Source organism: Salibacterium salarium (assembly GCF_030813635.1).
Taxonomy (GTDB): Bacteria; Bacillota; Bacilli; order Bacillales; family Marinococcaceae; genus Salibacterium; species Salibacterium salarium.
Genome location: NZ_JAUSUM010000003.1, coordinates 148,948 through 175,825 on the forward strand (window position 1 = coordinate 148,948; position 26,878 = coordinate 175,825).

Here is a 26,878-nt window from a genome sequence, read left to right on the forward strand (position 1 = left end):
ATAAAAATAGCGCCGGGATATTTCCCGGCGCTGAGCTTTCTTCTACCATTCAGCGATACTACCATCCGCATGACGCCAAACTGGATTTTTCCAATTATGTCCTTCTTTCGCGCGTTTGCGTACATAGTTTTCATCTATTTCTATTCCTAGTCCTGCACCTTGAGGTATTTTTACATGTCCGTTTTCATAGTCAAACACGCTGCGGTCTTTTATATAATCAAGCAAATCGTTCTCTTTATTATAATGAATACCAAGGCTTTGTTCCTGGATAAATGCATTATGGGATGTCGCGTCTAGATGCAGGCAGGAAGCCAGTGCAATCGGTCCTAACGGGCAATGAGGCGCAACTGCCACGTCGTACGCTTCCGCCATGGTGGCAATTTTTTTCGTTTCCGTGATACCCCCTGAGTGTGAAATATCTGGTTGAATAATATCGGCATAACCGTCCTCTAGCAATGATTTAAAATCCCACCTTGAAAACATTCTCTCTCCTGTTGCAATTGGAATATGGGTATGATTCGCTATTTCACGAAGAGCTTCATTATTTTCTGGAACAACAGGCTCTTCCAAAAACATCGGACGATACGGTTCCAGTTCTTTGGCTAACACTTTTGCCATCGGTTTATGAACCCGGCCGTGAAAATCAATCCCAATGCCAACCCTTTTTCCAACGGCTTCCCTTACGGCCGCTACCCGTTCAATGGTCGCATCGATTTTTTCGTAGGAATCGATATATTGCATTTCTTCGGTTCCATTCATTTTAATAGCAGTAAACCCTGTTTCTGCAGCGTTTTTCGCAGCTTCTCCAACGGCTGCCGGACGGTCTCCACCAATCCATGAGTATACTCTGATGGAGTCTCGGCATGCGCCTCCCATCAAATCATAAATCGGCGCGTCATAATACTTCCCTTTAATATCCCACAACGCCTGATCGATACCTGCCAGCGCGCTCATTAAGATTGGACCGCCTCTATAAAACCCGGAACGATAAAGAGTGTTCCAGTGATCTTCAATTCGAAGCGGATTTTTCCCCTCTATGTATTCCATTAACTCTTCCACAGCTGCTTTTACTGTATGGGCTCGTCCTTCAATAACTGGTTCGCCCCATCCAGTGATACCGTTATCGGTTTCTATTTTCAAAAATAACCATCTAGGAGGAACTTGAAATAGTTCATACCCTGTAATTTTCATTCTACCTCTCCTTTTGTTCCTTATTACGGAATATCGTTCCTTATAATGATAAAATAAAAAGGCTTTCAATTGACTAAAATTATAAAATCCATCTCAATTGTTGTCAAACTATTCAATCAATTATGTTTGGAATGACAAAACACCAACAACTGATGCATTCTTTTAAAACAGGCCCAGCGCTTTAGAAACAGCATCAGCCGTTTTCTTTACATCAGCAGCCATCAGCGTCAATTTTTCCTCTTCCACTCTGAAAACAGGCCCTGCTGCACTCACACTTGCCACCACGTCTCCCGTATGATCAAAAATAGGCGCAGCCGCACACTGAATCCCTTCTTCATGCTCTTCTTCATCAAGCGCATACCCATTTTCCCGTATTACCTCCAAATGTTTTTCTAACGCATCAACAGCGGTGATTGTTGTACTTGTGTATCTACGAAAAGTTGTGATGTCATATATTTGATTTCTTTCCTGTTCAGACAAAAAGGCTAACATCGCTTTCCCTGCTCCTGTACAATAAAGAGGCGCCCGTTTTCCGACACGCGAAAACATCCGAATCGTGGCGTTTGTTTCAATTTTATCAATATAAACCATTTCATTACTTTCGAGTGTAACAAGATGGACGGTTTCTGATGTTTTTTTCGCCAGCTCTTCCAAGTAAGATTTAGCTGTTTGGCGAACATCCAGATTTTCTGACACGCTTTCACCTAGTTCCAAACACTTCAGCCCTAATACATAACGTTCAGTTTCTTTATGTTGTTGAACAAACCCTTTTTTCCACAATGACATCAAAAGCCGGTGAGCTGTACTTTTTGACACATCTAACTTATTAGACAATTCCGTAATACCTATACCTTTAGGTTCTTGCTGCAACATATTCAAAATGTGTAATGCTCTGTCCACCGATTGAACAGAGATCACTTGATCTTTCGCCATCATTTAACCTCCCATCCAAGTTTGAAATACAAACAACCCTATCACAAAACAAAAAATAGCTCCTACAACAGATATCCCAGTATAAATAAAGAAGGGTTTATATTGACGCTTTTCTAACAAATGAAAAGACTCCATACTAAACGTCGAGAAGGTTGTAAACGCTCCAAAAAATCCAATGCCAAGCAATACATACAACGCATCATTGTACAATCCTGTCGGTATATTACCATACATAGCTCCAAAAAAAATGCCTAAACCGAGAGAACCTATAATATTAACAGTTAACATCCCTATTGGAATAGTAAATTGAGCTTGAAAGCGAGCCATAAAAATACCTAATAAATAACGACATACAGCCCCGACTGCACCACCTATAGTTAAATAAATAGCTGTCACGATACGCCCCCTCCCCTTTTTTCACCAAACAGAAATCCTGCCATTGCTAATGAGATTCCGCCCACCAGCGTTATAAGAATATAAAAAAGAGAGACCCACATATTCTGTTCCAAAAAAAGTCCAACCGTATCGGCTGCAAGTGTTGAAAATGTTGTAAAGCTCCCACAGACGCCGACACCTAAACCGGCTTTCACCCAGTCTCTCGGCTTTCTTGCTGCAACATAACCTGACACTAATCCTAACAACAAACTTCCTATAAGATTTTCCATTAACGTTCCAAGGGGATAGTCTGTAAATTGGGTCTGCAAATTAAAAAGATACCTCAAGTATGTTCCAACCGCTGCACCTGCACTAATAGCTAAAATATTTTTCATACGTTTTCACCCGGCGTTTATTTTTCTTTTTCAATCATACTCCTTTCGTTTCCTTTTGAAAATCAATTCATTGTCCTGACCTGATTAGCCCCGTTGTATTCTTCACCTTACGCTTTATCGGCAGCCCCTGCATTTTTAGACGCTTCTTTCCGATCTTTTTTCATCTCTTCGACCGACTTCACCTTTATGCGAGCAGCACCTTCAAACGATTTCGTTGGAAGTAAATGTTCCGATTTAAGACGGTCTTGTGCTTCAGAAACAGCGTCCTCGTATTGTGGCAGCCACTTCGATTGTATCGTGAGCAATTCATCCGTCATCTGCCAAATTTCAGGTGGAGTACATACAGCTCCCGTTAATGGATCCATCATCATAGCCTGCCTTAATAACTGATCATTTCCATGAACTGCTGCTTCCACTGCTAATCTCTGAACGGAGATACTCGTATGACATACCGCAGCGCATCCTAATGGGAGATCACCGACAATAGGCATATTAATGCCATTTGCATCTACATATCCAGGTGCTTCAATGACTGCATCATCAGGCAGATTGTTAATAACGCCATGATTGATGACATTGAAGTGTCCGCGGTATGTTCTCCCTGTTTCCAGCCCTTCGATAATATAAGAACCGTGTTCTTGACCACGATATTCCGGGGAATAATGAAGAGGAGGTTCCTTCATCCAGTTTGGAAAATCCGTCTCGAACCAATTCCTTCCTTCTATACAGACTCTTAAATAACCACCTGTTTCCCCATGAATCCATGAGTCCAAGTGAATCCAATTTTTCGTTTCTTCTGGACGTTTTCGATACCAAGGAAGATATTCACTCAAGTGTCCATTGGATTCTGTACTGTAGTATCCAAAACGACGTAACATATCAATTCGAACCTTTTCTGTTTTACTATAATCAGGATGGTTTTCAAATGCTTCTAATAACTTCCCTGTCATATCATTGCCATTATGTTTTACTTGAACATACCATGTTTGATGGTTAATTCCTGCACAAACGATATCCACTTCCTCTTGCTTTAATCCTAATACATCCGCAATTTGTCGGTGTCCACCTTGTACACCGTGACAAAGCCCAATCGTCTTCACACCGCCATACTTATTCGCCGCCCAAGTCATCATGGCCATTGGATTCGCATAATTCAACATGAGACAATCTGGATGAGCAACTTCTCGAATATCTTTGCAAAAATCGAGCATCACGGGAATTCCTCGTTGACCATACATAATGCCGCCAGCACTCAATGTATCCCCAACACACTGGTCAATCCCATATGCTAAAGGAACATCAATATCCGTTTGAAAGGCCTCTAAACCACCGACTCGTACAACCACAAACACATATTTTGCATTTTTTAATGCAGCACGCCGATTTTTTGTCGATTGAATCGTAATATTCAATCCATTTTCATCAATATCTCGTTGACACAGTTCTGTTACCATATTCAAATTATTCTGACTTATATCCGTAAAAGATATCTCAATATCTTGAAACTCAGGAACTGCTAATAAATCTTGCAATAAACTTCTTGTGAAGCCAATACTTCCTGCCCCAATAAACGCCACTTTAAATGCCATTTTATACGTCTCCTTTCAACTTAAAAAATGAGAGAGGCTGCAATTACTGCGTGACCTCTCTCTGTCTTTAACATTTGTTCAGACTTTGTTGGATGCATCGCTCTTATACTGTTTCAAGCGTTTCATCACATCATTTTCTCCTCTGCCAAAATAATCATGTAGACGATTATATTCTTCATACAGCTTTTGATACACTTCATGTCTTTCTTGATTCGGTAACACTGGTTCCGGTTTAATTCTAGCCATTGAATTGGCAGCTTCCTCTATAGAATCATATCCTCCATTTTCAGAGCCAGCTGCCACCGCCGCAAACATGGAGGACCCAACAGCAGGTAATTCTTCACTTTCTGCAATATATATAGGTAAATTCGTCACGTCACTATAAATTTGCATCAGCATCTTATTTTTATAAGAAAGTCCTCCACATGCATATAATGTGTCAATTGGAACCCCTTTGTCTATGAAACTATTAACAATTTTGTACGTCCCAAAAGCTGTAGACTCAATCAGTGCTCTATACATCTCTTCAGGCTTTGTGCTCAATGTCATCCCAAGAATCATTCCTGTTAAATCTGTATCAACAAGAACAGAACGATTTCCATTCATCCAATCAAGTGCCAGTAAACCTGTTTCACCAGGTTCTAACTTGTTTGCCTTTTGTTCTAATAATTCGTGAATAGAAACACCCTTATCCCGTGCTTCTTGTTCGTATTCCTCCGGGATGTAGTTATCAACAAACCAGGAGAAAATATCCCCTACTGCTGATTGGCCAGCTTCATATCCATAATAACCTGGGATTACGCCGTCTTCTACAACACCGCACATTCCTTCTACCGCTTTTTCTTCTTTACCAAGTAATACGTGACATATAGATGTTCCCATGGCCATTACTAATTTCTTTTCTTCGGTTACACCCATTGCCGGCACACTAACGTGAGCATCAACATTACCGACAGCAACAGCTATACCTTTAGGAAGACTCATTTTCTGAGCCATTTCTGCTGTTAATTCCCCAGCTTTCGTACCTTGTGGATATATGTCTCCTCTAAGTTTCGTTTCATATAGATCTTCCATTTTCGGCGATAACGCTTTCAAAGTTTCTTTGTCTAAATAACCTTCCTGCTTATGCCAAATTGCTTTATAACCAGCAGTACAACTGTTTTTTCTGATTTCTCCAGTCAATTGAGACGTCACCCAGTCTGTCGCTTCCAGAAATTGATCGGCCTCGCTATACACTTCAGGAGCTTCATCGACAATCTGCATGATTTTTGCAATCATCCATTCAGACGACAACTTCCCTCCATAACGGGATAATACATCTGGACGTTTCTCTTCTAGTACGTCATTTAATTGATTCGCATGCGGTTGAGCTGCGTGATGTTTCCATAGTTTAATCCAGCTATGCGGTTCATTCTCCCATTTTTTCGTAAGACATAACGGAACATTTTCTTCATTTACTGGCAACATCGTACAAGCAGTAAAATCAATGGAAATGCCTATAATATTATCTTTAGAAATTCCTGCATTCTCTACTGCTTGGGGAACAGCTGTTTCAAGAACATGAATATAGTCATCCGGGTGCTGCAGTGCCCAATCATGATCTAAAGCGATATGTTGAGGAAGTTCTTTGTCTATCACACCATGTGGATATTCCTTCGCGGCACTTGCTAACTCTTCTCCGCTAGTAATGTCAACGACTACTGCCCTTCCGGACAATGTTCCAAAATCGACCCCGATAGTATATTTACTCAATGATTACCCCTCCTGCATTTACTAGTATTATGAAAACCTTTTCTCATGTACGTACAACTATTTAAAATTATAAATAAATTTCATACAAATAGCAAGACATTTTAAGCGTGCTATATAAAAAATATTAGACGTAAAATGTTTAAAAATGGTTGACCGCAGGGTAATCGTGCTTTATCCTTTACTTAACATGTACGTACATTTTTTAAAGAGGTGAATATAATGCTCGAACAACTAAAAAAAGAAGTTGTATTAGCTAATCAGTGGTTAGAAAAATATGACCTTGTTACTTTTACTTGGGGAAATGTAAGCGGATTCGACCCTAGTTCTGGAAACCTTGTAATTAAGCCTTCAGGAGTCCCATACGAAGACTTAAGCATCGATAATATCGTCGTCGTTTCCCTTGACGGAACAGTTGTTGAAGGCTCACTGAAACCTTCTTCAGACACACCAACTCACATTGAATTGTATAAAGCTTTTCCGGAAGTACAAGGTATAGTTCACACTCATTCTGATTGGGGAACAGCTTGGGCTCAAGCTGGAAAAGGTATACCTTGTGCCGGTACAACACAAGCAGATTATTTTTTCGGAGAAATTCCTTGCACACGCCGTTTGACAAAAGAAGAAGTAGAAACCGATTATGAAAAATGTACCGGAGATGTTATTGTTGAAACATTTAAAGACATCAATCCGATAGAGGTCCCTGGTGTTGTCGTCCACGGGCATGCTCCCTTTGCTTGGGGTAATTCACCTGCAAGCGCGCTCCACAATGCGGTTGTTCTAGAGAAAACTGCCAAAATGACATTTTTATCACAACAGCTTGCCGGCACAGAAAAACCAGAAGTTCTCGATGATTATGTGTTGAACAAACATTATCAGAGAAAACACGGGAAAAACGCCTATTATGGTCAAGACTGATTATGACTCTTTGATTATCATTAAAGAGATTAATAGAATTTGCATGAAGGGAAGGGCTTTTATCTCCTAGCCCTTCCCTCTTTTTCATCATTTACGACCCCTTATTTTTACTTACAATATCAAACGCAACAGCAGCCAATAATACAAACCCTTTGATTGCTTGCTGCCAATCTGTCCCAATCCCCATCAAAGACATGCCATTATTTAATACACCCATTACTAATGCACCAATAACAGCCCCCATGACCGTTCCTACTCCGCCTTTCATCGAGGCTCCACCTATAAAGGCTGCAGCAATAGCATCCAATTCAAATAAGTTACCAGCAGTCGGAGTTGCTGCATTTAAGCGCGCTGAAAAAACCAATCCACAAATCGCTGCAAGTATTCCCATGTTTACAAATACGCCGAATGTCATCTTCTTTGTCTTCACACCAGAAAGTCTTGCTGCTGATTCGTTTCCACCTACTGTATAAATATGCCTTCCATATATAGTATTGTTCATCACTGATGTGTAACCAACTACCAATACAAACAAAGTAATTAATACATATGGAATACCTGCATACGAAGCAAGAATATATGTGAGCGTCAATATAACAGCAGTTAATAGCATTACTTTCGTAAGAAATATAGTAAAAACACCTGTATCCAGCCCGAAACTTTTTTGATCCTTCCTTCTTTTCCACTCGCTGCCTACGTAAAAGATGGAAAAAAGAACACCCACTATCATTGTCAAAACATTTAAAGGTGATCCCGGAATAATGTCCGGAATAAACCCTGTACTAATGCTTTTAAAATTATTTGGGTAAGACGATATCGTTTGTCCGTCTAACACAACTAACGTCAATCCTCGAAATAACAACATGCCTGCTAACGTAACAATGAAAGACGGAATATTAACATAAGCAATCCAAAATCCCTGCCAAGCGCCAATTACCGCTCCAAGTACGAGGCAAAGAAACACAGCGAGCAAAATCGGCAAATCAAAAGATATCATCATAATTGCAGATATTGCCCCGACAAACGCAGCCACAGAACCTACGGATAAGTCAATATTACCGGTGATAATGATTAGCATCATGCCAATCGCTAGTATGATAATGTAACTGTTTTGCATAATAATATTAGTTATATTTAAAGGAGTCAGTAATGTCCCAGAGGTCAATATTTGAAATAAAAGCATGATACCAATTAAAGCAATAATCATGCCATATCTACGGAAGTTGTTAATAAAGGATATTTTAATCGTTTCCATACTCAGGACCTCCCGTATTCTTCCGTCATGTATTCCATTAACTTTTCTTGATCGGCGTTATCACGGTTTACTTCACCAGTTATTTTTCCATTACTTAACGAGTAAATGCGATCACAAATGCCTATTAATTCCGGTAATTCAGAAGAAATAATAATAATGCTTTTCCCTAACTCCGCCAATCCGTTAATTATTTTATAAATCTCAAATTTTGCTCCCACATCTATTCCTCTTGTTGGTTCATCCAACATTAATACTTCCGGTTCAGTGAATAGCCATTTACCTAACACTACTTTCTGCTGATTCCCACCACTTAAATGAACCACTTTTTTTTCTACACTGGAGGTTTTAATATTCATCTGTTTTTTTAAATGTTCCGCTGCTTGCACTTCTAAATAGTCTTTTACTCTATAACGCTTTGATACTTTTTTTAAATTGGACAGTGTAAGATTGTGTTTAACACTATTTATTAATATTAACCCGTATTCTTTACGATTTTCAGAGACATAGGCTAACCCATGCTCAATAGCTTCATTTACATTTTTTATCGTAATCTCGTTACCATTTTTATAAATTTTTCCACTAATTTTTCTACCATATGATTTTCCAAACACACTCATCGCTAATTCTGTTCTACCTGCCCCCATCAACCCTGCAATCCCTATTATTTCACCTTTTCTAACATATAGACTAACGTCGTCCAATACTTTTTTAGTTGGTTGTTGAGGATGATAGACTGTCCAACTTTCTATTTCGAATACTTTATCCCCTATATTTGCATATCTGTCTGGAAAGATTTTTTTTAAATCTCTTCCTACCATCTGTTTTATTATTTGATTTTCTGTCACTTCGTTTTTTTGTAATGATAACGTCTCGATTGTCTGCCCATCTCTTAATACAGTTACGTAATCAGCTACCTTTATTACTTCTTTCAACTTATGAGAAATTAATATACACGTTATTCCTTGTTTTTTAAATTCAAACAGTAATTTTAATAAATTTTCACTATCTTCTTCGTTCAAAGCTGCGGTAGGTTCATCTAAGATTAATAACTGAACTTCTCTCGAAATGGCTTTGGCGATCTCCACTAATTGCTGACCACCAACTCCTATATTTTTAATAATGTCCAACGGAGAAACATCCAACCCTACTTTTTTTAACAAATCTATCGTTTTCGTAACAGTCTTATTCCAATTTATAATCCCTTTTTCTGCTTGCTCGTTTCCTAAAAAAATATTTTCGGCAACCGATAATTCGGGGATAAGAGCAAGCTCTTGGTGAATGATAACAATCCCTTCTTTTTCACTTTCATTAATATTTTTAAATGTACACAGTTTCCCGTGAATGTACACGTTTCCGCTGTAAGTACCATAAGGATGAACGCCGCTTAACACTTTCATCAACGTAGATTTGCCTGCTCCGTTTTCACCCACTAGCGCATGTATAGCTCCCTTTTGGACCTGAATGTTTACATTTTCTAATGCTGTTACACCAGGAAACGTTTTTGTTATCCCTTCCATTTCCAGCATTCGGTTTTGCATCGTCACCCTCCCTATAAAAATCTCTACTCTATATCCAGATCCTCCTCAGAATAATAACCCGATTCCATTAACACTTCTTCATAGTTAGACTGATCTACAGAAATAGGCTCTAACAAATTAGCTGGAACCACTTTTTCACCATTATCATACGTTTTGGTATCATTCACCTCAGCTTCTTTATCATTAATTACCGCATCAACCATATCTACGGCTTTGTCTGCTAATGCCCGCGTATCCTTAAAAATGGTCTGAGTTTGTTCTCCATCAATGATAGATTGTACAGAGGAAGTATCTGCATCTTGACCTGTTATTAACGGCAGAGGTTGATTGTCCGTTCCATACCCCACTGATTTTAGTGAAGATATAACTCCAAGACTTATACCGTCAAATGGGGAATAAACAGCGTCTACTTCTTCATTGGCATAATGAGCACTTAGTATATTATCCATTCTTTCTTGGGCATCAGAACCACTCCACTGCGGTGTTGCTGCTTGTTCAAAATCTGTTTGTTCACTCCCGACTATGAGGTCCCCCGATTCTATATAAGAATCTAATACAGACATCGCACCATCCCAAAAGAAATAAGCATTATTGTCATCTGGAGATCCGGCAAACAATTCAATATGATGCGGTCCTTCTCCATCTGCAAGTCCTAAGTGATCTTCTATATATTCTCCTTGCAAAACGCCGACTTCAAAGTTATCAAACGTAGCATAATAACTGACATGCTCATGATTCATAATTAACCTGTCATAGGCAATGACTGGAATGTCAGAGTTTTGGGCCATGTCTAACACATTGGTTAAAGCCTCCCCATCAATAGGGGCAATCACAAGAGCATCCACACCCTCTGTAATCATGTTTTCGATTTGAGACACTTGATCTTCAACCACATCTTCCCCATATTGCAAATTCGTTTCATATCCTAATTCTTCGAGCTCGGACACCATGTTATCTCCATCATTCACCCATCTTTCTGATGATTGAGTAGGCATTGAAATACCTATCGTTTCCGTTTCTGTACCCGCTCTGTCACTACCACAAGCGGTCAGTAAACATAGGAACAAAACAGTCATAATAAGGCCGTAACACATTTTCATATACTTTCACTCTCCTTTTACCCACTAATTGTTTGCGCTTCCATCATTAAATGACAAGTACATGGACGAATGATGATACAGTTGCATATATATATGTGTATGAAACAAGCCTTACAATATGTTACGGCCTTCATTATTTACTACAACAAAAAAGAGGTTCCCTTCACCACATAGGATTACTATCTCCTCCTGTGATGAAAAGAACCTCTTTTCCAAGTTTCAAAATAGCTATTGATTAATTTTTACTCCAATATGCTTCGTTTTGGCGAATCTCCTGTTGAATTTGCCTTGGTCGGGAAGAATCATCAATGACAATACATTCTATCCCTTGCATTTCAGCCCAATCCTGCAAATCCTCTGTCGTCAGTGCATAAGACAAACAAGTATGATGAGCCCCACCAGCTAAAATCCATGATTCCGCTGATTTTTCCAGTGTAGGAGCAGGATCCCAAAGTACTCTTGCAACAGGCAAATGAGGCATATCTTCCTTCACTTCTACCGCTTCTACTTCATTCAACACCATCCGGTAACGATCACCTAAATCAATAATACAAACATTAACGGCACTTCCCGTTTTACTGTTGAATACGATACGAGAAGGGTCATCCTTCCCACCCATTGACAATGGTTCCACTTCTATCTTCGGTTTTTCATCAGTTTTTCTTATCGTTGGACAGACCTCCAACATATGTGATCCAAGAATGAGTTCATTACCCTCTTCTAAGTGGTACGTGTAATCTTCCATAAAGGAAGTATCTTTTCCATCTGCCATTACTTTCATCGCGCGCACGAGAGCCGCTGTCTTCCAGTCTCCCTCGCCGCCAAAACCGTATCCTTTTTCCATCAATCTTTGTACGGCAAGACCTGGTAGCTGTTTCATGCCGTGAAGGTCTTCGAAATTCGTAGTAAAAGCAGTATACCCGCCGTCTTCAAGGAAGGCTTCCATTCCCGCTTCAATCCGGGCTTGTTCACGAACAGCATTCCATTGATTTTCATCGTTAGCTATGTCGGATGGAATCTCATACGCTTCCTTGTATTCTTTTAGCAATTGTTCTATTTTTTCATCTGTTACACGATCAATGTATTCTACAAGATCCCCGATGCCATGTGCTTGTACAATCCAGCCGAATGTTATTTCCGCCTCCACTTTATCTCCTTCTGTCACGGCTACATTACGCATGTTATCACCAAAGCGAGCTACTTTTATATTACGTCCTTCTGAGAAAGTAACAGCTGCTTTGGACCATCTGCCAATCCTATCTTTAACATCTTTGCGCTGCCAATGCCCCGCTACAACTTTGCGCGGAATATCCATTCGTGCCGTCATAAATCCAAATTCTCTGTCCCCATGGGCAGACTGATTCAAATTCATAAAGTCCATATCAATTTTATTCCACGGTATTTCTGCGTTATATTGTGTATGAAGATGTAATAGTGGTTTTTGTAAAGCCTTCAGACCAGCTATCCAAATTTTTGCCGGGGAGAAGGTGTGCATCCATGTAATGACCCCTGCGCAATTATTATCACTGTTTGCCTCTTTCATCAATTGTAATATTTCGTCTGAAGTTGTCACTACATCTTTTAGTACGATATTTACATTAACGGAGTCATCTTTATTTAACCCTTGTACTATCTCACTCGAATGCGCTTTCACTTCAGCCAGGGTTTCCTCCCCATACAAATGCTGGCTCCCCGTTACAAACCAAATGTCATAAGATTTTATCTTTAGCATGGCCATCTCCACTCCTCTTTGTTTATTGATTATTTGCGTAAACGAATCATATTCCATGACATCTTTGGCAAAATGCCGCGCAATATACTTCCCTCTGTATGAGATTCTCCTTTATTATGAGGGGCTACATTTGTTTGATTCGCTGTATTCACAGCCTTTGGATCATCATTTTCCAATACTACGTGTTCTATCACACGGAACCCTTCAAAAGAACGTATATCACAATCTACTTTTAAAGTGTTCTCCATATGACGATTTGTCGCAAATACGACAAGTTCCTCTTTTTCTTCGTTGTACACAACAGAAGTATCTAAATACGGCACATCGGTAAAGTCTTTACTATCATATTTTGGGGAATCCACAACTGGATCTAACGCAATACCACGACCGTACACTGAGGTATAATAGTAAGGGTAGAAAATCGTTTGTTTCCAAACCTTTCCACCATTATCTGTCATAATTGGCGCAATCACATTGACCAATTGAGCCATACAAGCCATTTTTACACGATCCGAGTGCTTAAGCAGCGTATGCAGCAAACTTCCAACTAATACAGCATCTTCAAACGTATACACATCTTCAAGCTGTGGTGGTGCAACTTGCCAAGGTTCCATTTTTTCATCATCCGCCGTCGAATGGAACCACACATTCCACTCATCAAAACTTAGGTTGATTGTCTTTTTACTACGTTTTTTTGCTTTAATATAATCGCAAGTCGAAATAACTGTTTTTATAAAATGATCCATTTCCATTGATCGTGCTAGAAAATTAGGGGTGTCATTCTCGTAATTCGTATAATATTGGTGTAGAGATACGTAGTCTGCAAATTCATAAGTATGATCCAATGTTGTTGCTTCCCACTGCGGAAACGTTGGCATATCGGCACTCGAACTGCCGCAACTCACTAACTCGATGGAAGGATCCACTAGCTTCATAGCTTTAGCTGTTTCATATGCCAAACGTCCATATTCTTCCGCAGTTTTTCCACCAATTTGCCAAGGACCATCCATTTCGTTACCTAGACACCAAGTTTTAATGTTATGAGGTTGTTCATACCCATGCTTCCTGCGCAAATCACTATAATATGTTCCGCCTGGGTGATTCGTATATTCTAAAAGATTTCGGGCAGCGTCAATTCCTCTTGTACCAAGGTTAACCGCCATCATAACGTCTGTTCCTGCTTTGTTTGCCCAATCTGCAAATTCATTTGTTCCTACTTGGTTATTTTCAATGGTTCTCCACGCAAGTTCTAATCGCTTCGGCCGATCTTCCTTCGGTCCAACCCCATCTTCCCAATTATAAGCGGAAACCATATTCCCTCCTGGATACCGTACAATTGGAACTTGAAGTTCTTTTACTAATTCCAACACGTCCTGCCTGAATCCGTGCTCATCTGCTTCAGGGTGTTCCGGCTCAAAAATACCGCCGTATACCGCCCGGCCCAGATGTTCAATAAACGATCCGTAAATTCGTGGGTCAATTTCCGATACCTTAAAATCCTTATCTACAACCATTTTTGCATTTGTAAACTCTTTAGCCATTTTCCCCCTACTTTCTGAACTGTTTTAAACCAATTTTCAAAGGTTCAAACAACATGTTTTTACTTTCTCCAACACTTATTAAACAGTATCTTCCATGGCCCTTGCTTGGTACTCAACTTTCTTCACTGAAAATAATGTAAGTCTCATCGCAGTATAGCTCAGTAAACTTCCGGAAAAGAACAGTACAACCGTCGGCATTATTGCACCTAAATAAACCATTCCTCCTACCAATATAAATAACGCTAATGTAATTGGCATACGAACAATTCCAACAATGAAAGCATTTTTAAACTGGTTAGAAACGGAAGCCTCGTAGTGTACATACAGTGGAAATATATTAATAGCTACAATCGCAAACAACATAATCACGAAGTAAAAAGCAAAGATAACAACAACGGAGAAATCCATAGACAAATTCAACAGCAACTCGAAGTTAAAATATAAAATGGAACCTCCTAATATCAATAGCCACCCAATCGCGTTGGCTTTCCAAAAATCATTTTTGAATTGTTTAAAAAATGTTTTAGCAATTGGTATTTCTACACTTTCAAGAATCCATTTTCTAGTTACTCCCAGCATAGCTGTCAAAGCCGGAAATGCTCCAAGTACAAATAATCCTGCCAAACTTGAAAGCAACCATAACAAATTTAACAATGCTAATCTGGAAAGCCATTTGAATGCATCATCAATCTTTGCAACGGCTCCATCTATCATATGAACACCTCCATCTTTGTTACATCTATGATTAACCTTTTACTCCGCCAACTGTAAGTCCTGAAATAAAGAATCTTTGGAAAAACAAAAACAAGATAATGATAGGCACAATGGTCAATACCGAGCCTGAAAACAGTAGTTCATAGTTATTCCCGTAAGGCGTAAGCAATGTAGCAAGTCCTATCGGCAGCGTGAACATATCGCTCGATCTTAACACTAATAGTGGCCATAAAAAGTTATTCCAACTTGTCAAACCTTGCAATATAGCCATTGCTGCAAAAGAGGGACCCATTAACGGAGCCATAATTTTGAAGAATATCCCGTACTCCGTACATCCGTCTATTCTAGCTGACTCCATAAGTTCTTTCGGAAGTCCAATACAATATTGTCTAAAAAAGAATACAGCGATAGGTGCTACAATAAGCGGTAGCATTACTGCTAAATAGGAATCTATTAACCCCAACGTAATCATCAGTTGGTACAATGGAAGCATTAATATTTCAAATGGGATCATTAGAATGAACAATACAAGAACAAAGAGTACATTCCTCCCTTTGAAATTGTACATAGCCAGCGCATAACCAACCATAGAGGAAAAGAAAAGGGACAAAACTATTAACATACTGCTAATTAAAATACTGTTGATGTACCATCTCCAATATTGCTGTCCATTATCTGAAAATATGGAAAGGTAGTTACTAAAAGTTAATTCCGCTGGGTTAAAAAATAGGGATAACCCTTCTCGCATTAGGTCTGATGCTGGACGTAATGAAGCGATAAGCAAAGATATAATAGGGAACAAGGCAATTAGGGTAATTATGGCAAATATTGTTGTGATGAGTATAGACACCCATTTTTCTTTTTTTTCTGTAGTCATTGCCTTCTCAATCCTCCTTAAATGCTCCGACAAATTTGAGCTGAATAATGCTCACGATGAAAATGATAAGCATCAGTACAACTCCTATTGCTGCCCCGAATCCCATATCATTTTGCGATATTCCTTCCTGGTAAATATAACCTACTACAGTCAATCCTATATTCCCGGGAGAATTTGCCTGCCAAAATACAAAACTTTCTTCGAACATTCGAAAGCCGTTAATTATTGATATAGTAGACACAAAAATAACCACAGGTTTTAATGATGGTAACGTGACATAAAAGAATTTTTGAATAGGGTTAGCTCCATCAATATCCGCTGCTTCGTATAATTCATCAGAAACATTTTGAAGACCAGCTAAAAAATAGAGAATATTTACCCCCATCCAACGCCATGAAGCCAATAAAACCATTAAAAACATCCCAGATACAGAACCGTATCTCCAATCAATAGGTGATATACCGAAAAAACCTAAAACTTCATTTGCCACAGCTGAATCTGACTCACCAAACATCATTCTAAAAATAACACCTGCTACAATGACAGAAGTCAAAGCCGGTACAAATAATGACGCTCGAAAAAAGTTCTTGAACTTCAATAGTTTACTATTTAGAAATACCGCTAAAACAACTGGTGCGGCAACGAGAATAAGAACAGTAAACAACACGTACACGCTTGTATTTAGAAGAGCTCTGTAAAACGTTGGGTTAAGTAAACGTTCATAGTTGTCAAACCCTATAAATGTTGTTTGACCCGGCAGCACTTGTTGAAAACTCATAACAAACGCTTGAATCATTGGATATAAAAACAACAGTAAAAAAGAAATAACAAAGGGCGTAACAAACACATAAGGTGCTATTTTCCTTGAAGTTAAAAATGCCGTAAGTTTTGAGGGACGTTTATTCCTTACTCTTTGTGTATCAGTAGAGGTGGATGGTTCCATATAAATGTCCTCCTTCCATTTCTTTCTGACTTAAAGTAATAGGGAAGGAAGCAAAAGAGGACGTATCCTCTTTTGCTTCACACCTTCCATTATTCATCAGACATTCCACTTCTTACTGAATCTGCCGCCTCTTCAAGTGCCTCTTGCGGCGTTCTGCTTTCTTGTCTTATGGCATTATTTAACACGTTCGTATTAATTTCATTTGTTGCATCTGAAGTTTCTGGAGTGATATTCAATCCTTCTACTTCATCATTTAATTCCAATAACATGTCAAAAATATCATCATGAAAATACTCGTAATATTGGTTTGATTCTCCTACTTCTTCGCTATCCCACACTGAGTGCATTGGTGGATCGAACCCTAACTCTGTCCAAAGATCAATATTTCCTTCTTCCGTAAGCTTCGCTTCAGCCAAAAACTCTTTTGCTAGATCAGGATTTTCTGTTTGATTTGTGACAACAGTACCTGTACCGCCCATTCCTGCTGTTCTATTTCCATCTTCTTCCCATTTTGGAAGAGGTCGAACTTGCATTTTCCCTTCTAAGTCTTCCATGTAGTCAATAAATCTTCCCATATACCACATCGGCATTAACAGTGAAGCAGCCCCTCCATCATTCATATAGCCATAGTATTGTTCCTCATGGTGATCACCGCCAGGAGCTGTTTCTGCAATTTCGTGTTCGTAAATTAAGTCCTTCATAAACTGTAATGTCTCAACGTTTGTTTCGTTATCTAAAGTAACTTCTCCATCTTCATTAAAGTAATCTGATTCCTGTTGAGCAATGAGCGGCCAAAACGTGAATTGGTCCGTTGTTTCAATGGTTGTCATCATTGCATCTGTATTTTCAGTGACTTGTTTACCAGCTTCAATATAATCGTCCCACGTTTCTATCGAATCAATATCTACACCAGCTTCATCCATAATTTCTTCGTTATAATACATAACAGATGCCCCGACGTGATAAGGTAGCCCATAATAGTTATCATCTTTAGAATATAAGTCGAGTCTTCCAGTAACCATATCATCTAGCACAGGCTCTACTTGATCATTCATAGATTCAAACTGTGGTTCACCTTCAAGAAAACTTCCAAAATGACTGACTTCTATATCAGCTATATCTGGTGCCCCTTCTCCTGACTGTAATGCCAAGCGCAAATTATTATTCATTTGATCAATAGGAAAAACTTCTGCAGTTAATTCGATTTGCCTATCGGGGTTATTTTCATTCCAACGTTCTACAGCCGGTTGATAAATTCCAATATGTTGTTCGTTAAACGTCCAAAAAGTCAATTCAGTAGCGTCTTCAGCATCTCCCCCGATAACTTCCGTTTCTTCGGCGTCACCACCAGCTTCTTCTCCTCCGCTTCCATCATTTCCGCCACAACCTGTTATAAAAAGGATTGGCACGAGAGCTAAACCAACAAATTTTTTCATTTTTCTTCCCCCTCTTAATATTATTATGAAAATTTCAACAATAATCGGTACATACAAATTGTTTTGTTCGTACAACTAATTTAATAGTTATAACAAATGCAAACTTGTACGTATAAGATATTTATATTAAAACACACCCTAACTATAATTGCAACCGCTTTCTCAAAGATTTTAAAAATCTTATCAATAATTATCAACTTAAGTAACATAATGTAGAAACTTTTTATTCTTTTACTGAAATTACATTTCAGGTTGTACGCTCAAGCATGTTATACTATAATAAATCCAAGTAGGCTCTCAGTGAGGTGGAATATGACTCCCAAATATAAAAACGTGAAACAATACATTCAATCAAAAATTTTAGATGGTTCTTTTCAAGCCCATCAAAAAATTAATTCGGAATATGAGTTAGTCCAATATTTTGATGTAAGTCGCCACACCATAAGACAAGCAATTGGCGAACTTGTAAGTGAAGGATGGTTGTACCGTGAGCATGGTGTCGGTACTTTTTGTGCCGACCGCTCCAAAATGTTACAACAACCATCCAGAAAAAGTATCGCAATTATTACTACCTATATCTCTGATTACATTTTTCCTTATATTATTCGAGGCGCAGAAAGCTATTTAAGTGAAAAAGGATACAATGTCATTCTTTTCAGTACAAATAATGATTTGGAAAAAGAAAAAACAGCACTCGAAAATATTTTGAGTCAACATGTAGAAGGCGTTATTGTAGAACCAACTCGAAGTGCGTTCACTAACCCCAATATTAATTACTATTTGAACCTAGAAAATCAAAATATCCCTTATGTTATGATGAATGCTTATTATGAAGAGCTAGAGCCTGTCTATCTCGTAATGGACGATGAACGAGGAGGCTTTATCCAGTCAGAACACTTAATTGAATTAGGGCACCGTGATATTATAGGTATTTTTAAAAATGACGATATTCAAGGAAGCCGCAGAATGAAGGGCTTTTTGAAGGCTCACCGCCAGCATCAAGTGCCTGTAGACCCGAATCGGATTATTACGTATTCTACTTCAGAGAAATTTGAAAAACCTATAGAAGAAGTAAGAAAATTACTCTCTTATAATACAAATCGACCTACAGCTATTGTCTGCTACAACGATGAATTGATTATTCAAATATTAAATGTTATACGAGAAAAAAACCTTTCTGTTCCTGGAGACCTCTCTATCATAGGTTTCGATGATTCACACTTTACAGAAGCTACCGAAATTAAATTCACTTCCATGAAACATCCTAAGATGAAAATGGGAGAAGATGCAGCTAGTATCATCGTAGATCTTATTGAAAATCAGCCGGATGGTAAATCAAAATCAGTTGTTTACGAACCTGAACTTGTTTTAAGACATTCTACCTCGCGTCCGGAAACAGATACACTTAAGATTTAACAAAGACTCCAAAAAACTACCATAAATCGCAGCAGCCGCAATGAATAATCATAACGGCTGCTTTCTTTTTTTGATAATAAGAATTGTTGAAAGCGGGTAAGGCTGAGGAGACAAAAACAGCCACAGTATTTGAAATCACTGTGACTGTGGGTTGTCTTGGTTCTTGCCTGCAAAAAACGCAGAAAACAGTAGAAAGACTGTTCCTAAACCAAAGCCTACAACCGATGAATATTCAAAGATATTTTTTAAGGCGAGTCCACCAAGAATGAATGCACCACCTAACAATATAAACGCAGAAGTATAATTTTTCTTCATAATTTCTCAACCTCTTTTACTCAAAGTATACTATACAAACTTGTTTGTTAAAAACCTTGTTGAAAAAATCAGTAAAGTTTACGAAAACAACCTTATTTATATAGGATATACCGTATTTTTCTGTGTTGAAACATTTATTAATTTTAAACCCGTACAACGATCTCTTAAATGATATGCTTCATTTAAACTTGCTTGAACCAGTTCCCCGCTAATCCCCATTTCTTTCGGATCAACTGGCCCACCTGCTTTTTGTAACCAACCCTTTATTTCATCGGAATCAGGCATTTGCTCAACTTGTTCTTGTATAGTGGTTCCATATTCCAGCAGTCGTTCTTTCCATTCTGGGTGCTCCGTTAATGCTAAAAGAGCTGGTTCTTGTAAGTAGCTCTTATATAAGTCACTGATGATGGCAGTCGCTACCCCCACCTTAGCACCGTGTAATAATTGTTTTTCATCTTTTTTCAATAAATCCATCTCCCAATAGTGAGACAAGTGATGCTCGCCCCCAGATGCCGGTCTCGAGTAATCAAGGGCAAGCATGACCAACCCAGATTGAATTAATGCCTCCATTAACACTTCAATTCCATGTTCTTCGTTCTTTTCCAGTTCATCAATATGTTCCACGCATTTTTTCAAAGCCTGTCTTGTAATGTTTGCTGCTAATTCATTGTACGGTTCCCCACCTACCAGGTAAGAAATGTTCCAATCTAAGATTGAGGTTACTTTCCCAATCATATCTCCGAAACCAGCAGCCGTCATTTTTCTAGGAGCTTCCTTAAGTACATTCAAATCAGCAAAAACAGCAACGGGATTACTAGTTTGAACCGTCTTTTTCACACCTTGTAAAATAATCGGAGCCCCTCTTGAAGTAAAGCCATCAACAGAAGCTGCAGTCGGAATAGAGATAAACGGCACTTTCATTTTGCTGCTGACAAAACGAGTGATGTCATGAATTGTTCCAGACCCTACCGCTAAAAAACAATCGACAGATGGGGAAGTATGTACAAACACTTGCATCATGGTTTCTTCATTTGCTATTGCATGCCCGTGGCGATCCTCTGGAAGAACCATAACCTCCACATCTATTTTTGCTTCCTTCAAATACTCCATAAGCTTATTTCCTGCGGCTTCTTTTGTATTTTTATCCATAATGAGCATCAATTGTTGGTAGTCTTTTTCTTTAATAAAAGCTGGAACTCGGCGAAGACTTTCTTTTTCCACTTCCATATGATCAATTGGTATAGAACGGCCGGATAAACATTCTTTTTCAAGCTTATAAATCAAATCGTTTTTTACCATCACATTTCCTCCTTTAGATCAGCATTGCAGAGTGACGCAATTGACGGGAGAATAAAGTCCAAGCAGCCACTATAACTTTCTGCCTGCTCTCTGTTCGTCCCGCCAGTCAATACGAGAACAGTTGTGAAACCAAATAACTCACCCATTGCCATATCAGAACCTAAACTATCTCCAATAATCACACATTTTTCAGGTTCCAAGCGCAATTGTTTCATCGCCTCATCTACCATGAAATGTGAAGGTTTTCCGACTACGACATCTGCACGTCTATTCGTTGCGCTTTCTATCGCCCCCAGTATTCCACCAACATCTATCGCCTCACCCGTTTCCGCAGGAAAAGATTTATCACTATTTGTAGCTATGATACGCGCTCCCGCTCGAACTGCTTTAAAGGCATCGTTTAAATCTGCATACGTTAGTTGTTCATGTAGTGAAACAACTAGCAAGTCTGCTTCTGTTGGTTTTTTAGCTATTTGAACCTCGGCTTCTTCTAGCTCTTCTATAAGCCCAATTTCCCCAAGCACCCAGACTGATTTTGTTGGATAATTCGTACGTAAAAATTGAGCTGCGACATATGACGATAAGATAATTTCTTCCTTTTCAGCAGAAATTCCAGCCTTCATCAATTTATCTGTGGCCATTTTTCTCGAAATATTTCCACGATTACTGAAAAATAGAATCTTTTTCCCATTCGTCCGCAATTCTTCGATAACTTCTTTTGCGCCCTCTATTAGATGATTTCCTCTAAACACTGTTCCGTCTATATCGATCAACACACCCTTGATTTCCTCAAGATTTTTCATGTAAGCCCCCTACTAAACAAGAAAACTTGTACGTATAAGTTAAGTATATTTCCATCAACAGAAATTGTCAATTTCACTTCATGTCAAACGAATATTCTAATAAATAATGGGCTGGGACTAAACCTTTATAAGATAGAAAAATGCCGAACGATTTTACAAAATCGTTCGGCATTTTTCGTTCCTAAGACAAATCGCTGCGCCAAAATACTTCGCTTTCACTCCAGAGCACAAGAGCGACATCGGCTCCCTGCGGATCACCGTGTCTCCTTTGCCGCGGGCACGGCTCGAAAAGAGAAAGATCGGCTAAAAGCGGCACGTCCTGTACCAACGCCGATCTGACCCGCATCCTGCGGGCCCTCGGCAGAAAACCCCTGCCTGCGGGGTCTCGAGACACGTGCTTTTCCTGCAGGAGTCGAAGCATTTTGGCTCCGCTAATATGCAGCTCTTGACCAGCGCAAGACATTCGTGTTTACTACCGCATATTTTTCTTTTGTCCCAACCTCATTCATAAACGGTGATGTTACACAGAAGTAATACCTCCGTCAATTGGAAAAACAGCTCCGTTTGTAAAGTTCACATCACTTCCAAGCAAAAATGTTACAAGGTTAGCTACTTCTTCGGGTGTTCCATAGCGATTCGCTGGAATTCCTGATTTAACCTGATCTGCCGCTTCCTCTGATCCTTGCGTGAAACGATCCATCATATTTGTTGCAGTAGGACCAGGTGCTATAGCGTTGACACGAATATTTTGACTCGCATATTCTCCAGCTGCTGTTTTTGTTAACCCTACAATACTATGTTTCGTTGCTGAATACGGACTGACACCTGGTGAACCATCGAGCGCTGCATTAGAAGCAGTGTTTACAATAGCCCCGCCTCCATTTTGGAGCATTTCCTGAATGACATATTTCAGTCCATAGAACGCTCCCTTCAAGTTAATATCAACTACTTTTTCAAAAATATCTTCTGGATAATCAGCAAGAGGCGTCACTTTTCCTTCAATCCCAGCATTGTTAAAGAACATGTCAATCGATCCAAAAGTTTCCTTTGTCTTCTTCACATATGCTTTTACATCTTCTAGATTACTTACATCCGTTTTAACAAAAATCGCTTTTCTTCCTAATTCTTCAATTAATCGTACACTTTCTTCCCCTGCTTCTTCTGAAATATCAGCTATTGTGACGTTAGCCCCTTTTCTGGCTAGGGAAAGTGCGGTTTGTCTACCAATTCCACTTCCTCCACCTGTAATAATAGCTGTTTTATTATTATAATCACTCATATTTCATACCCCTTTCTATATCTACACAACTATTATCCTATATAAGAAATGAAAAATCTATAAAAAAAACTTATAGCTGAATGTCCTTCCTTATTATTAGGACCATATTACCTTAATTGCTCAATATACGGAAAATAATTGTGTTTTTTTCTCTGAAAATATATACTTATTTACTAGTATAATAGTTATATTATTATGGATATATTCTTAGGAGGATTTATATTGAATATTTTTGATTCACTGATTACAGCGGTCCCATATATAAAAGAAATCATGCGCGAAGAAGTAATGATTACAATATTTGACCATGAAAAATATGTTTTCTATGCCCCAAGTAAAGACTTGGACTTCAAGCACAAAAAAGGAGATCCTCTTCCACCGAAATATCAAAACTTTCAAATGGTTGATAGTACGAAAACAGTCGTTGTCAAAGTTCCAGAAGAAGAATTCGGTGTTCCGTTTGAATCTGTCTCTATTCCAATAAAAGATGAAAACGGGACATTAGTAGGCGGATTAAATGCGGCAATAAGTACGAAAAATCAAGATACACTCACAACTATTATCGGGGACATTCAAGGCATCTCCAACGGGCTTGTAGATAAGATTCAACATATCGCTGCCCATTCTGAAGAACTTTCTGCAACCAGTAACCAAATCTCACAAAATGCAGATGAAGCCGTAAAAAAATCATCTAATGTTACAAACATCACAGGGGTTATCAAAGGAATATCTGAACAAACCAATCTATTAGGACTTAACGCTGCAATTGAAGCTGCCAGAGTAGGAAAAGACGGAGCTGGTTTTGGTGTTGTTGCCGACGAAGTACGTAAGCTGTCAACAGACACGAAGGACGCTACTGCCAATGTTGAAGATGCTCTCCAACAAATAAAAGGGTCGATTGAAAGCATGTACACAGATTTTAGTGAAATCGCCAACTCTTCTCAAGAAGAAGCAAAGCTTGTCACAGAATTCATGGAAGAAATGGAAAAGTTAAATAAAGCAACGGAAGATATGAAGAAATTTACCGAAAAAATAGTAAGCTACGAAAATTAATCACCATTCATCATACACTAATAAAGGCGGGACAGTGAATGAACACTGCCCCGCTCCTCTTACCCTCACTTATTTTCTTCATTATCTAACTTTGAGATGACTTCTTGTAGCTGAAATACGGATTCGTTTAGTTTTTGTAAGTCGTAGTCCTCCAACTCACCAAGACGTATTTGAATTTCATTTTCCAGTAGCGATTGGTGTTCTTTTAAATATGCCACCCCACCATCAGTCAACTGTAAATATTTTAACCTTTTATCTTTTTGAGCAGGAACTAAAGTGACAAACTCCTTTTTTTCCAACTTTTGCACCAAAGGGGTTAAATTTGATTTCAGTATACTTAACCTTTTTCCCACTTCCGTTAATGTTAAATCTCCGTTTTCCCCTAACGTTTTTAAAATAAAAAAATGGGTAATATTTAAATCACTTTGTTGAGTTACTTTTGAAGTTGGAAATAATTTTTTATTAATTAATGGAAATATAGACAGAAGGTTTTTAGCTATGTTCTTATGACTCCATTCGCTCATATGATACCTCCATATCTGACGTTTGACAGAACTAACAAATATCATGATAATAAAGTTATGATAACATAACTAATTATAATTTTTAATCTAGATGAGCAGGTGACAGAATGAATAATATCATTGAAGTCAGCCAGTTAAATAAACATTATAAGGATACACATGCCGTCAAGGATGTGAACTTTGAAGTGAAGCAAGGGGAAATTTTCGGTTTCCTTGGACCAAATGGAGCAGGAAAGAGTACTACGATCAATATGATCTGCACGATGCTCGCTCCAAGCAGTGGTTCGATAGACATTAACGGGTTCAATGTCACAAAACAGAAAAATAAAGTCCGCGAAAGTATCGGAATTATTTTTCAAGAAAATACACTCGATGAAAAATTGACCGCTGGCGAAAATTTAATGCTTCATTGTAAATTTTACAAGGTACCAAAAGAAAAAAGGGAGGCACGGATTCAAGAAGTTCTAGAAATCGTCGATCTCGTTGATAATAAATCTAAAAAGGTAGAAACATTTTCCGGTGGAATGAAACGTCGGCTCGAAATTGCACGCGGCCTTCTACACTATCCGAAAGTTTTATTTTTAGACGAACCAACCGTTGGACTCGATCCACAAACAAGAGCCCATATTTGGGAATATATATTACGATTAAAAAGAAAAGAAGGCATCACTATGTTTCTGACAACCCACTATTTAGACGAAGCAGAAATTAGCGACCGCATCGCCATTATGGATCACGGAGAAATAATTACCATAAACAGTCCCGCTCAGTTAAAACAGAGTCTAGGCGGAGATATCATCGAATTATCCACTAAAGATAATGACCAGGCACTTCAAGAAATAAATGAAAACATTTCCGAAGCAGATGTAACCATTCAAGACGACACGATTCAAATGAAAGTTGCCAATAGTGATGACTTCATTTCTGATTTTATTAAACAGCTTGACGTACCAATTACACGATTGAATATACGAAAACCTACTCTGAATGATGTATTTCTCGCATTCACTGGACGAACGATTCAGCACGAAGAAAATTGAGGATTCTGCTTTTGTATAGGAGGACTTCCATTGGAAGGAATAATTGGGATATGGCAGCGCGATGTAAAAAAGTTTTTTAGAGATAGAGCCCGCTTATTTGGTTCATTTACGATGCCTATTTTATTTTTGTTAATATTTGGCGGCGGTATGAGCGGTACAATGGAAAATCTAATAGGCGGGGGGATGGAAGGAGAAACGGATTTTCAATACGTCCAATTTGTATTTCCCGGCATTGTAGCTATGACTTTATTAATGACGTCCGTATTTTCTTCTTTATCTATTATAGAAGATAAAGATTTCGGTTATATGAAAGAAATATTGGTCTCCCCTGTATCTAGAGTAAACATAGCGATCGGGAAAATGCTCGGAGCATCCACCGTCGCTTTCCTGCAAGGAATAATGATGTTTCTTTTAATACCTTTTCTCGGAATAAGTTACGATATCACTTCACTACTGCAAGTATTACCGTTTATGTTTTTATTAGCTTGTGCGCTTTCATCCGTCGGTCTATTAATTGCTAGTTTTCTTAAATCAACCCAGGGATTTCAATTGATTGTACAGTTACTTGTTATGCCGATGGTTTTTTTGTCCGGTGCTCTTTTTCCAGTCAGTAACATGCCTAGTTGGATGGATATTATAGTCAAAATAAATCCCGTCACATACGGCGTCGACGTAATGAAAAAAGTTATGATTGACGTAGAATCGCTAACTCCTGCTGTGCGTGAAGCTATGGGACTTAACTTATCTATTTTCGGACGCAGCATCACGGTTTTTGAGGAAGTCCTGTTTATGCTTGGATTTACAACCATTCTCGTACTGCTCGCCACTCTCAGCTTCCGACGTTCAAACGCATAACAAAAGGT

Annotated in this window: 25 protein-coding genes; 5 read left to right on the forward strand and 20 right to left on the reverse strand. The window is 38.7% G+C overall.

Annotated features, from left to right (window positions below; genetic code table 11):
• Window positions 1–42 precede the first annotated feature (42 nt).
• The 6 genes from dgoD to J2S78_RS12480 all read right to left on the reverse strand — a co-directional run bounded on the left by dgoD (window position 43) and on the right by J2S78_RS12480 (window position 6,235).
• Complete coding sequence (gene dgoD / locus J2S78_RS12455; RefSeq protein ID WP_306899021.1) at window positions 43–1,191, reverse strand: galactonate dehydratase; 1,149 nt, start codon at window positions 1,189–1,191, stop codon at window positions 43–45.
• 162 nt (window positions 1,192–1,353) lie between these two features.
• Window positions 1,354–2,124, reverse strand: a complete 771-nt coding sequence (locus J2S78_RS12460) for an IclR family transcriptional regulator (protein ID WP_306899023.1) — start codon at window positions 2,122–2,124, stop codon at window positions 1,354–1,356.
• 3 nt (window positions 2,125–2,127) lie between these two features.
• Window positions 2,128–2,520, reverse strand: a complete 393-nt coding sequence (crcB, locus tag J2S78_RS12465; protein ID WP_306899025.1) for a fluoride efflux transporter CrcB — start codon at window positions 2,518–2,520, stop codon at window positions 2,128–2,130.
• On the reverse strand, window positions 2,517–2,894 hold the full coding sequence (locus tag J2S78_RS12470; protein WP_306899027.1) for a fluoride efflux transporter FluC: 378 nt from the start codon (window positions 2,892–2,894) through the stop codon (window positions 2,517–2,519). Before J2S78_RS12470 ends, crcB begins: the two co-directional genes overlap by 4 nt.
• A 107-nt stretch (window positions 2,895–3,001) precedes the next feature.
• Window positions 3,002–4,483 (reverse strand): alpha-glucosidase/alpha-galactosidase, encoded by a 1,482-nt coding sequence (locus tag J2S78_RS12475; protein ID WP_306899029.1) that lies wholly within the window; start codon window positions 4,481–4,483, stop codon window positions 3,002–3,004.
• A 78-nt stretch (window positions 4,484–4,561) separates the two neighbouring features.
• Window positions 4,562–6,235, reverse strand: coding sequence for a ribulokinase (locus J2S78_RS12480; RefSeq protein ID WP_306899031.1), 1,674 nt, complete (start codon window positions 6,233–6,235; stop codon window positions 4,562–4,564).
• Between the two features lie 219 nt (window positions 6,236–6,454).
• Between J2S78_RS12480 and J2S78_RS12485 the strand changes: the two genes are divergently transcribed.
• A complete protein-coding gene (locus tag J2S78_RS12485; RefSeq protein ID WP_306899033.1) occupies window positions 6,455–7,150 on the forward strand; it encodes an L-ribulose-5-phosphate 4-epimerase in 696 nt (231 codons plus the stop codon).
• A 91-nt stretch (window positions 7,151–7,241) separates the two neighbouring features.
• On the opposite strand, the gene mmsB is transcribed toward J2S78_RS12485, so the two are convergent.
• From mmsB to J2S78_RS12530, 9 genes are all read right to left on the reverse strand, one after another.
• Entirely contained in the window at window positions 7,242–8,405 is a 1,164-nt protein-coding gene (gene mmsB / locus J2S78_RS12490) for a multiple monosaccharide ABC transporter permease (RefSeq protein WP_306899035.1), read from the reverse strand.
• A gap of 2 nt (window positions 8,406–8,407) precedes the next feature.
• Window positions 8,408–9,943, reverse strand: a complete 1,536-nt coding sequence (gene mmsA / locus J2S78_RS12495) for a multiple monosaccharide ABC transporter ATP-binding protein (RefSeq protein WP_306899036.1) — start codon at window positions 9,941–9,943, stop codon at window positions 8,408–8,410.
• 23 nt (window positions 9,944–9,966) lie between these two features.
• The gene (gene chvE / locus J2S78_RS12500) at window positions 9,967–11,043 is read right to left on the reverse strand and encodes a multiple monosaccharide ABC transporter substrate-binding protein (RefSeq protein ID WP_306899038.1); all 1,077 of its coding nucleotides are present in this window, start codon (window positions 11,041–11,043) and stop codon (window positions 9,967–9,969) included.
• Window positions 11,044–11,278: 235 nt separating this feature from the next.
• Entirely contained in the window at window positions 11,279–12,775 is a 1,497-nt protein-coding gene (araA, locus tag J2S78_RS12505) for an L-arabinose isomerase (RefSeq protein WP_306899040.1), read from the reverse strand.
• Between the two features lie 29 nt (window positions 12,776–12,804).
• The gene (gene arfA, locus J2S78_RS12510) at window positions 12,805–14,316 is read right to left on the reverse strand and encodes an arabinosylfuranosidase ArfA (protein WP_306899041.1); all 1,512 of its coding nucleotides are present in this window, start codon (window positions 14,314–14,316) and stop codon (window positions 12,805–12,807) included.
• 78 nt (window positions 14,317–14,394) lie between these two features.
• Window positions 14,395–15,030, reverse strand: coding sequence for a YesL family protein (locus J2S78_RS12515; protein WP_306899043.1), 636 nt, complete (start codon window positions 15,028–15,030; stop codon window positions 14,395–14,397).
• A gap of 31 nt (window positions 15,031–15,061) precedes the next feature.
• Complete coding sequence (locus J2S78_RS12520) at window positions 15,062–15,907, reverse strand: carbohydrate ABC transporter permease (protein ID WP_306899044.1); 846 nt, start codon at window positions 15,905–15,907, stop codon at window positions 15,062–15,064.
• A 7-nt stretch (window positions 15,908–15,914) separates the two neighbouring features.
• Window positions 15,915–16,850, reverse strand: coding sequence for a carbohydrate ABC transporter permease (locus J2S78_RS12525; protein ID WP_306899046.1), 936 nt, complete (start codon window positions 16,848–16,850; stop codon window positions 15,915–15,917).
• Between the two features lie 89 nt (window positions 16,851–16,939).
• The gene (locus J2S78_RS12530) at window positions 16,940–18,286 is read right to left on the reverse strand and encodes an ABC transporter substrate-binding protein (RefSeq protein WP_306899048.1); all 1,347 of its coding nucleotides are present in this window, start codon (window positions 18,284–18,286) and stop codon (window positions 16,940–16,942) included.
• 312 nt (window positions 18,287–18,598) lie between these two features.
• On the opposite strand from J2S78_RS12530, the gene J2S78_RS12535 reads away from it, so the two are divergent.
• A complete protein-coding gene (locus J2S78_RS12535; RefSeq protein WP_306899600.1) occupies window positions 18,599–19,702 on the forward strand; it encodes a GntR family transcriptional regulator in 1,104 nt (367 codons plus the stop codon).
• Between the two features lie 135 nt (window positions 19,703–19,837).
• On the opposite strand, the gene J2S78_RS12540 is transcribed toward J2S78_RS12535, so the two are convergent.
• From J2S78_RS12540 to J2S78_RS12555, 4 genes are all read right to left on the reverse strand, one after another.
• A complete protein-coding gene (locus tag J2S78_RS12540) occupies window positions 19,838–20,017 on the reverse strand; it encodes a hypothetical protein (protein ID WP_306899050.1) in 180 nt (59 codons plus the stop codon).
• A 96-nt stretch (window positions 20,018–20,113) separates the two neighbouring features.
• The gene (locus J2S78_RS12545; RefSeq protein ID WP_306899052.1) at window positions 20,114–21,316 is read right to left on the reverse strand and encodes a sn-glycerol-1-phosphate dehydrogenase; all 1,203 of its coding nucleotides are present in this window, start codon (window positions 21,314–21,316) and stop codon (window positions 20,114–20,116) included.
• Window positions 21,316–22,119, reverse strand: a complete 804-nt coding sequence (locus J2S78_RS12550) for an HAD-IIA family hydrolase (RefSeq protein WP_306899053.1) — start codon at window positions 22,117–22,119, stop codon at window positions 21,316–21,318. Before J2S78_RS12550 ends, J2S78_RS12545 begins: the two co-directional genes overlap by 1 nt.
• A gap of 520 nt (window positions 22,120–22,639) precedes the next feature.
• The gene (locus tag J2S78_RS12555) at window positions 22,640–23,398 is read right to left on the reverse strand and encodes an SDR family NAD(P)-dependent oxidoreductase (protein ID WP_306899054.1); all 759 of its coding nucleotides are present in this window, start codon (window positions 23,396–23,398) and stop codon (window positions 22,640–22,642) included.
• 222 nt (window positions 23,399–23,620) lie between these two features.
• Here J2S78_RS12555 and J2S78_RS12560 point away from each other — a divergent pair, with 222 nt between their 5' ends.
• Window positions 23,621–24,451, forward strand: a complete 831-nt coding sequence (locus tag J2S78_RS12560) for a methyl-accepting chemotaxis protein (RefSeq protein ID WP_306899056.1) — start codon at window positions 23,621–23,623, stop codon at window positions 24,449–24,451.
• A gap of 65 nt (window positions 24,452–24,516) precedes the next feature.
• Here J2S78_RS12560 and J2S78_RS12565 read toward each other — a convergent pair whose 3' ends face one another.
• Window positions 24,517–24,975, reverse strand: coding sequence for a MarR family winged helix-turn-helix transcriptional regulator (locus tag J2S78_RS12565; RefSeq protein ID WP_306899058.1), 459 nt, complete (start codon window positions 24,973–24,975; stop codon window positions 24,517–24,519).
• Window positions 24,976–25,082: 107 nt separating this feature from the next.
• Between J2S78_RS12565 and J2S78_RS12570 the strand changes: the two genes are divergently transcribed.
• Together J2S78_RS12570 and J2S78_RS12575 are read left to right on the forward strand one after the other, a co-directional pair.
• Complete coding sequence (locus tag J2S78_RS12570) at window positions 25,083–26,015, forward strand: ATP-binding cassette domain-containing protein (protein WP_306899060.1); 933 nt, start codon at window positions 25,083–25,085, stop codon at window positions 26,013–26,015.
• Window positions 26,016–26,045: 30 nt separating this feature from the next.
• Window positions 26,046–26,870, forward strand: coding sequence for an ABC transporter permease (locus tag J2S78_RS12575; protein ID WP_306899064.1), 825 nt, complete (start codon window positions 26,046–26,048; stop codon window positions 26,868–26,870).
• The last annotated feature ends 8 nt before the right edge of the window (window positions 26,871–26,878 follow it).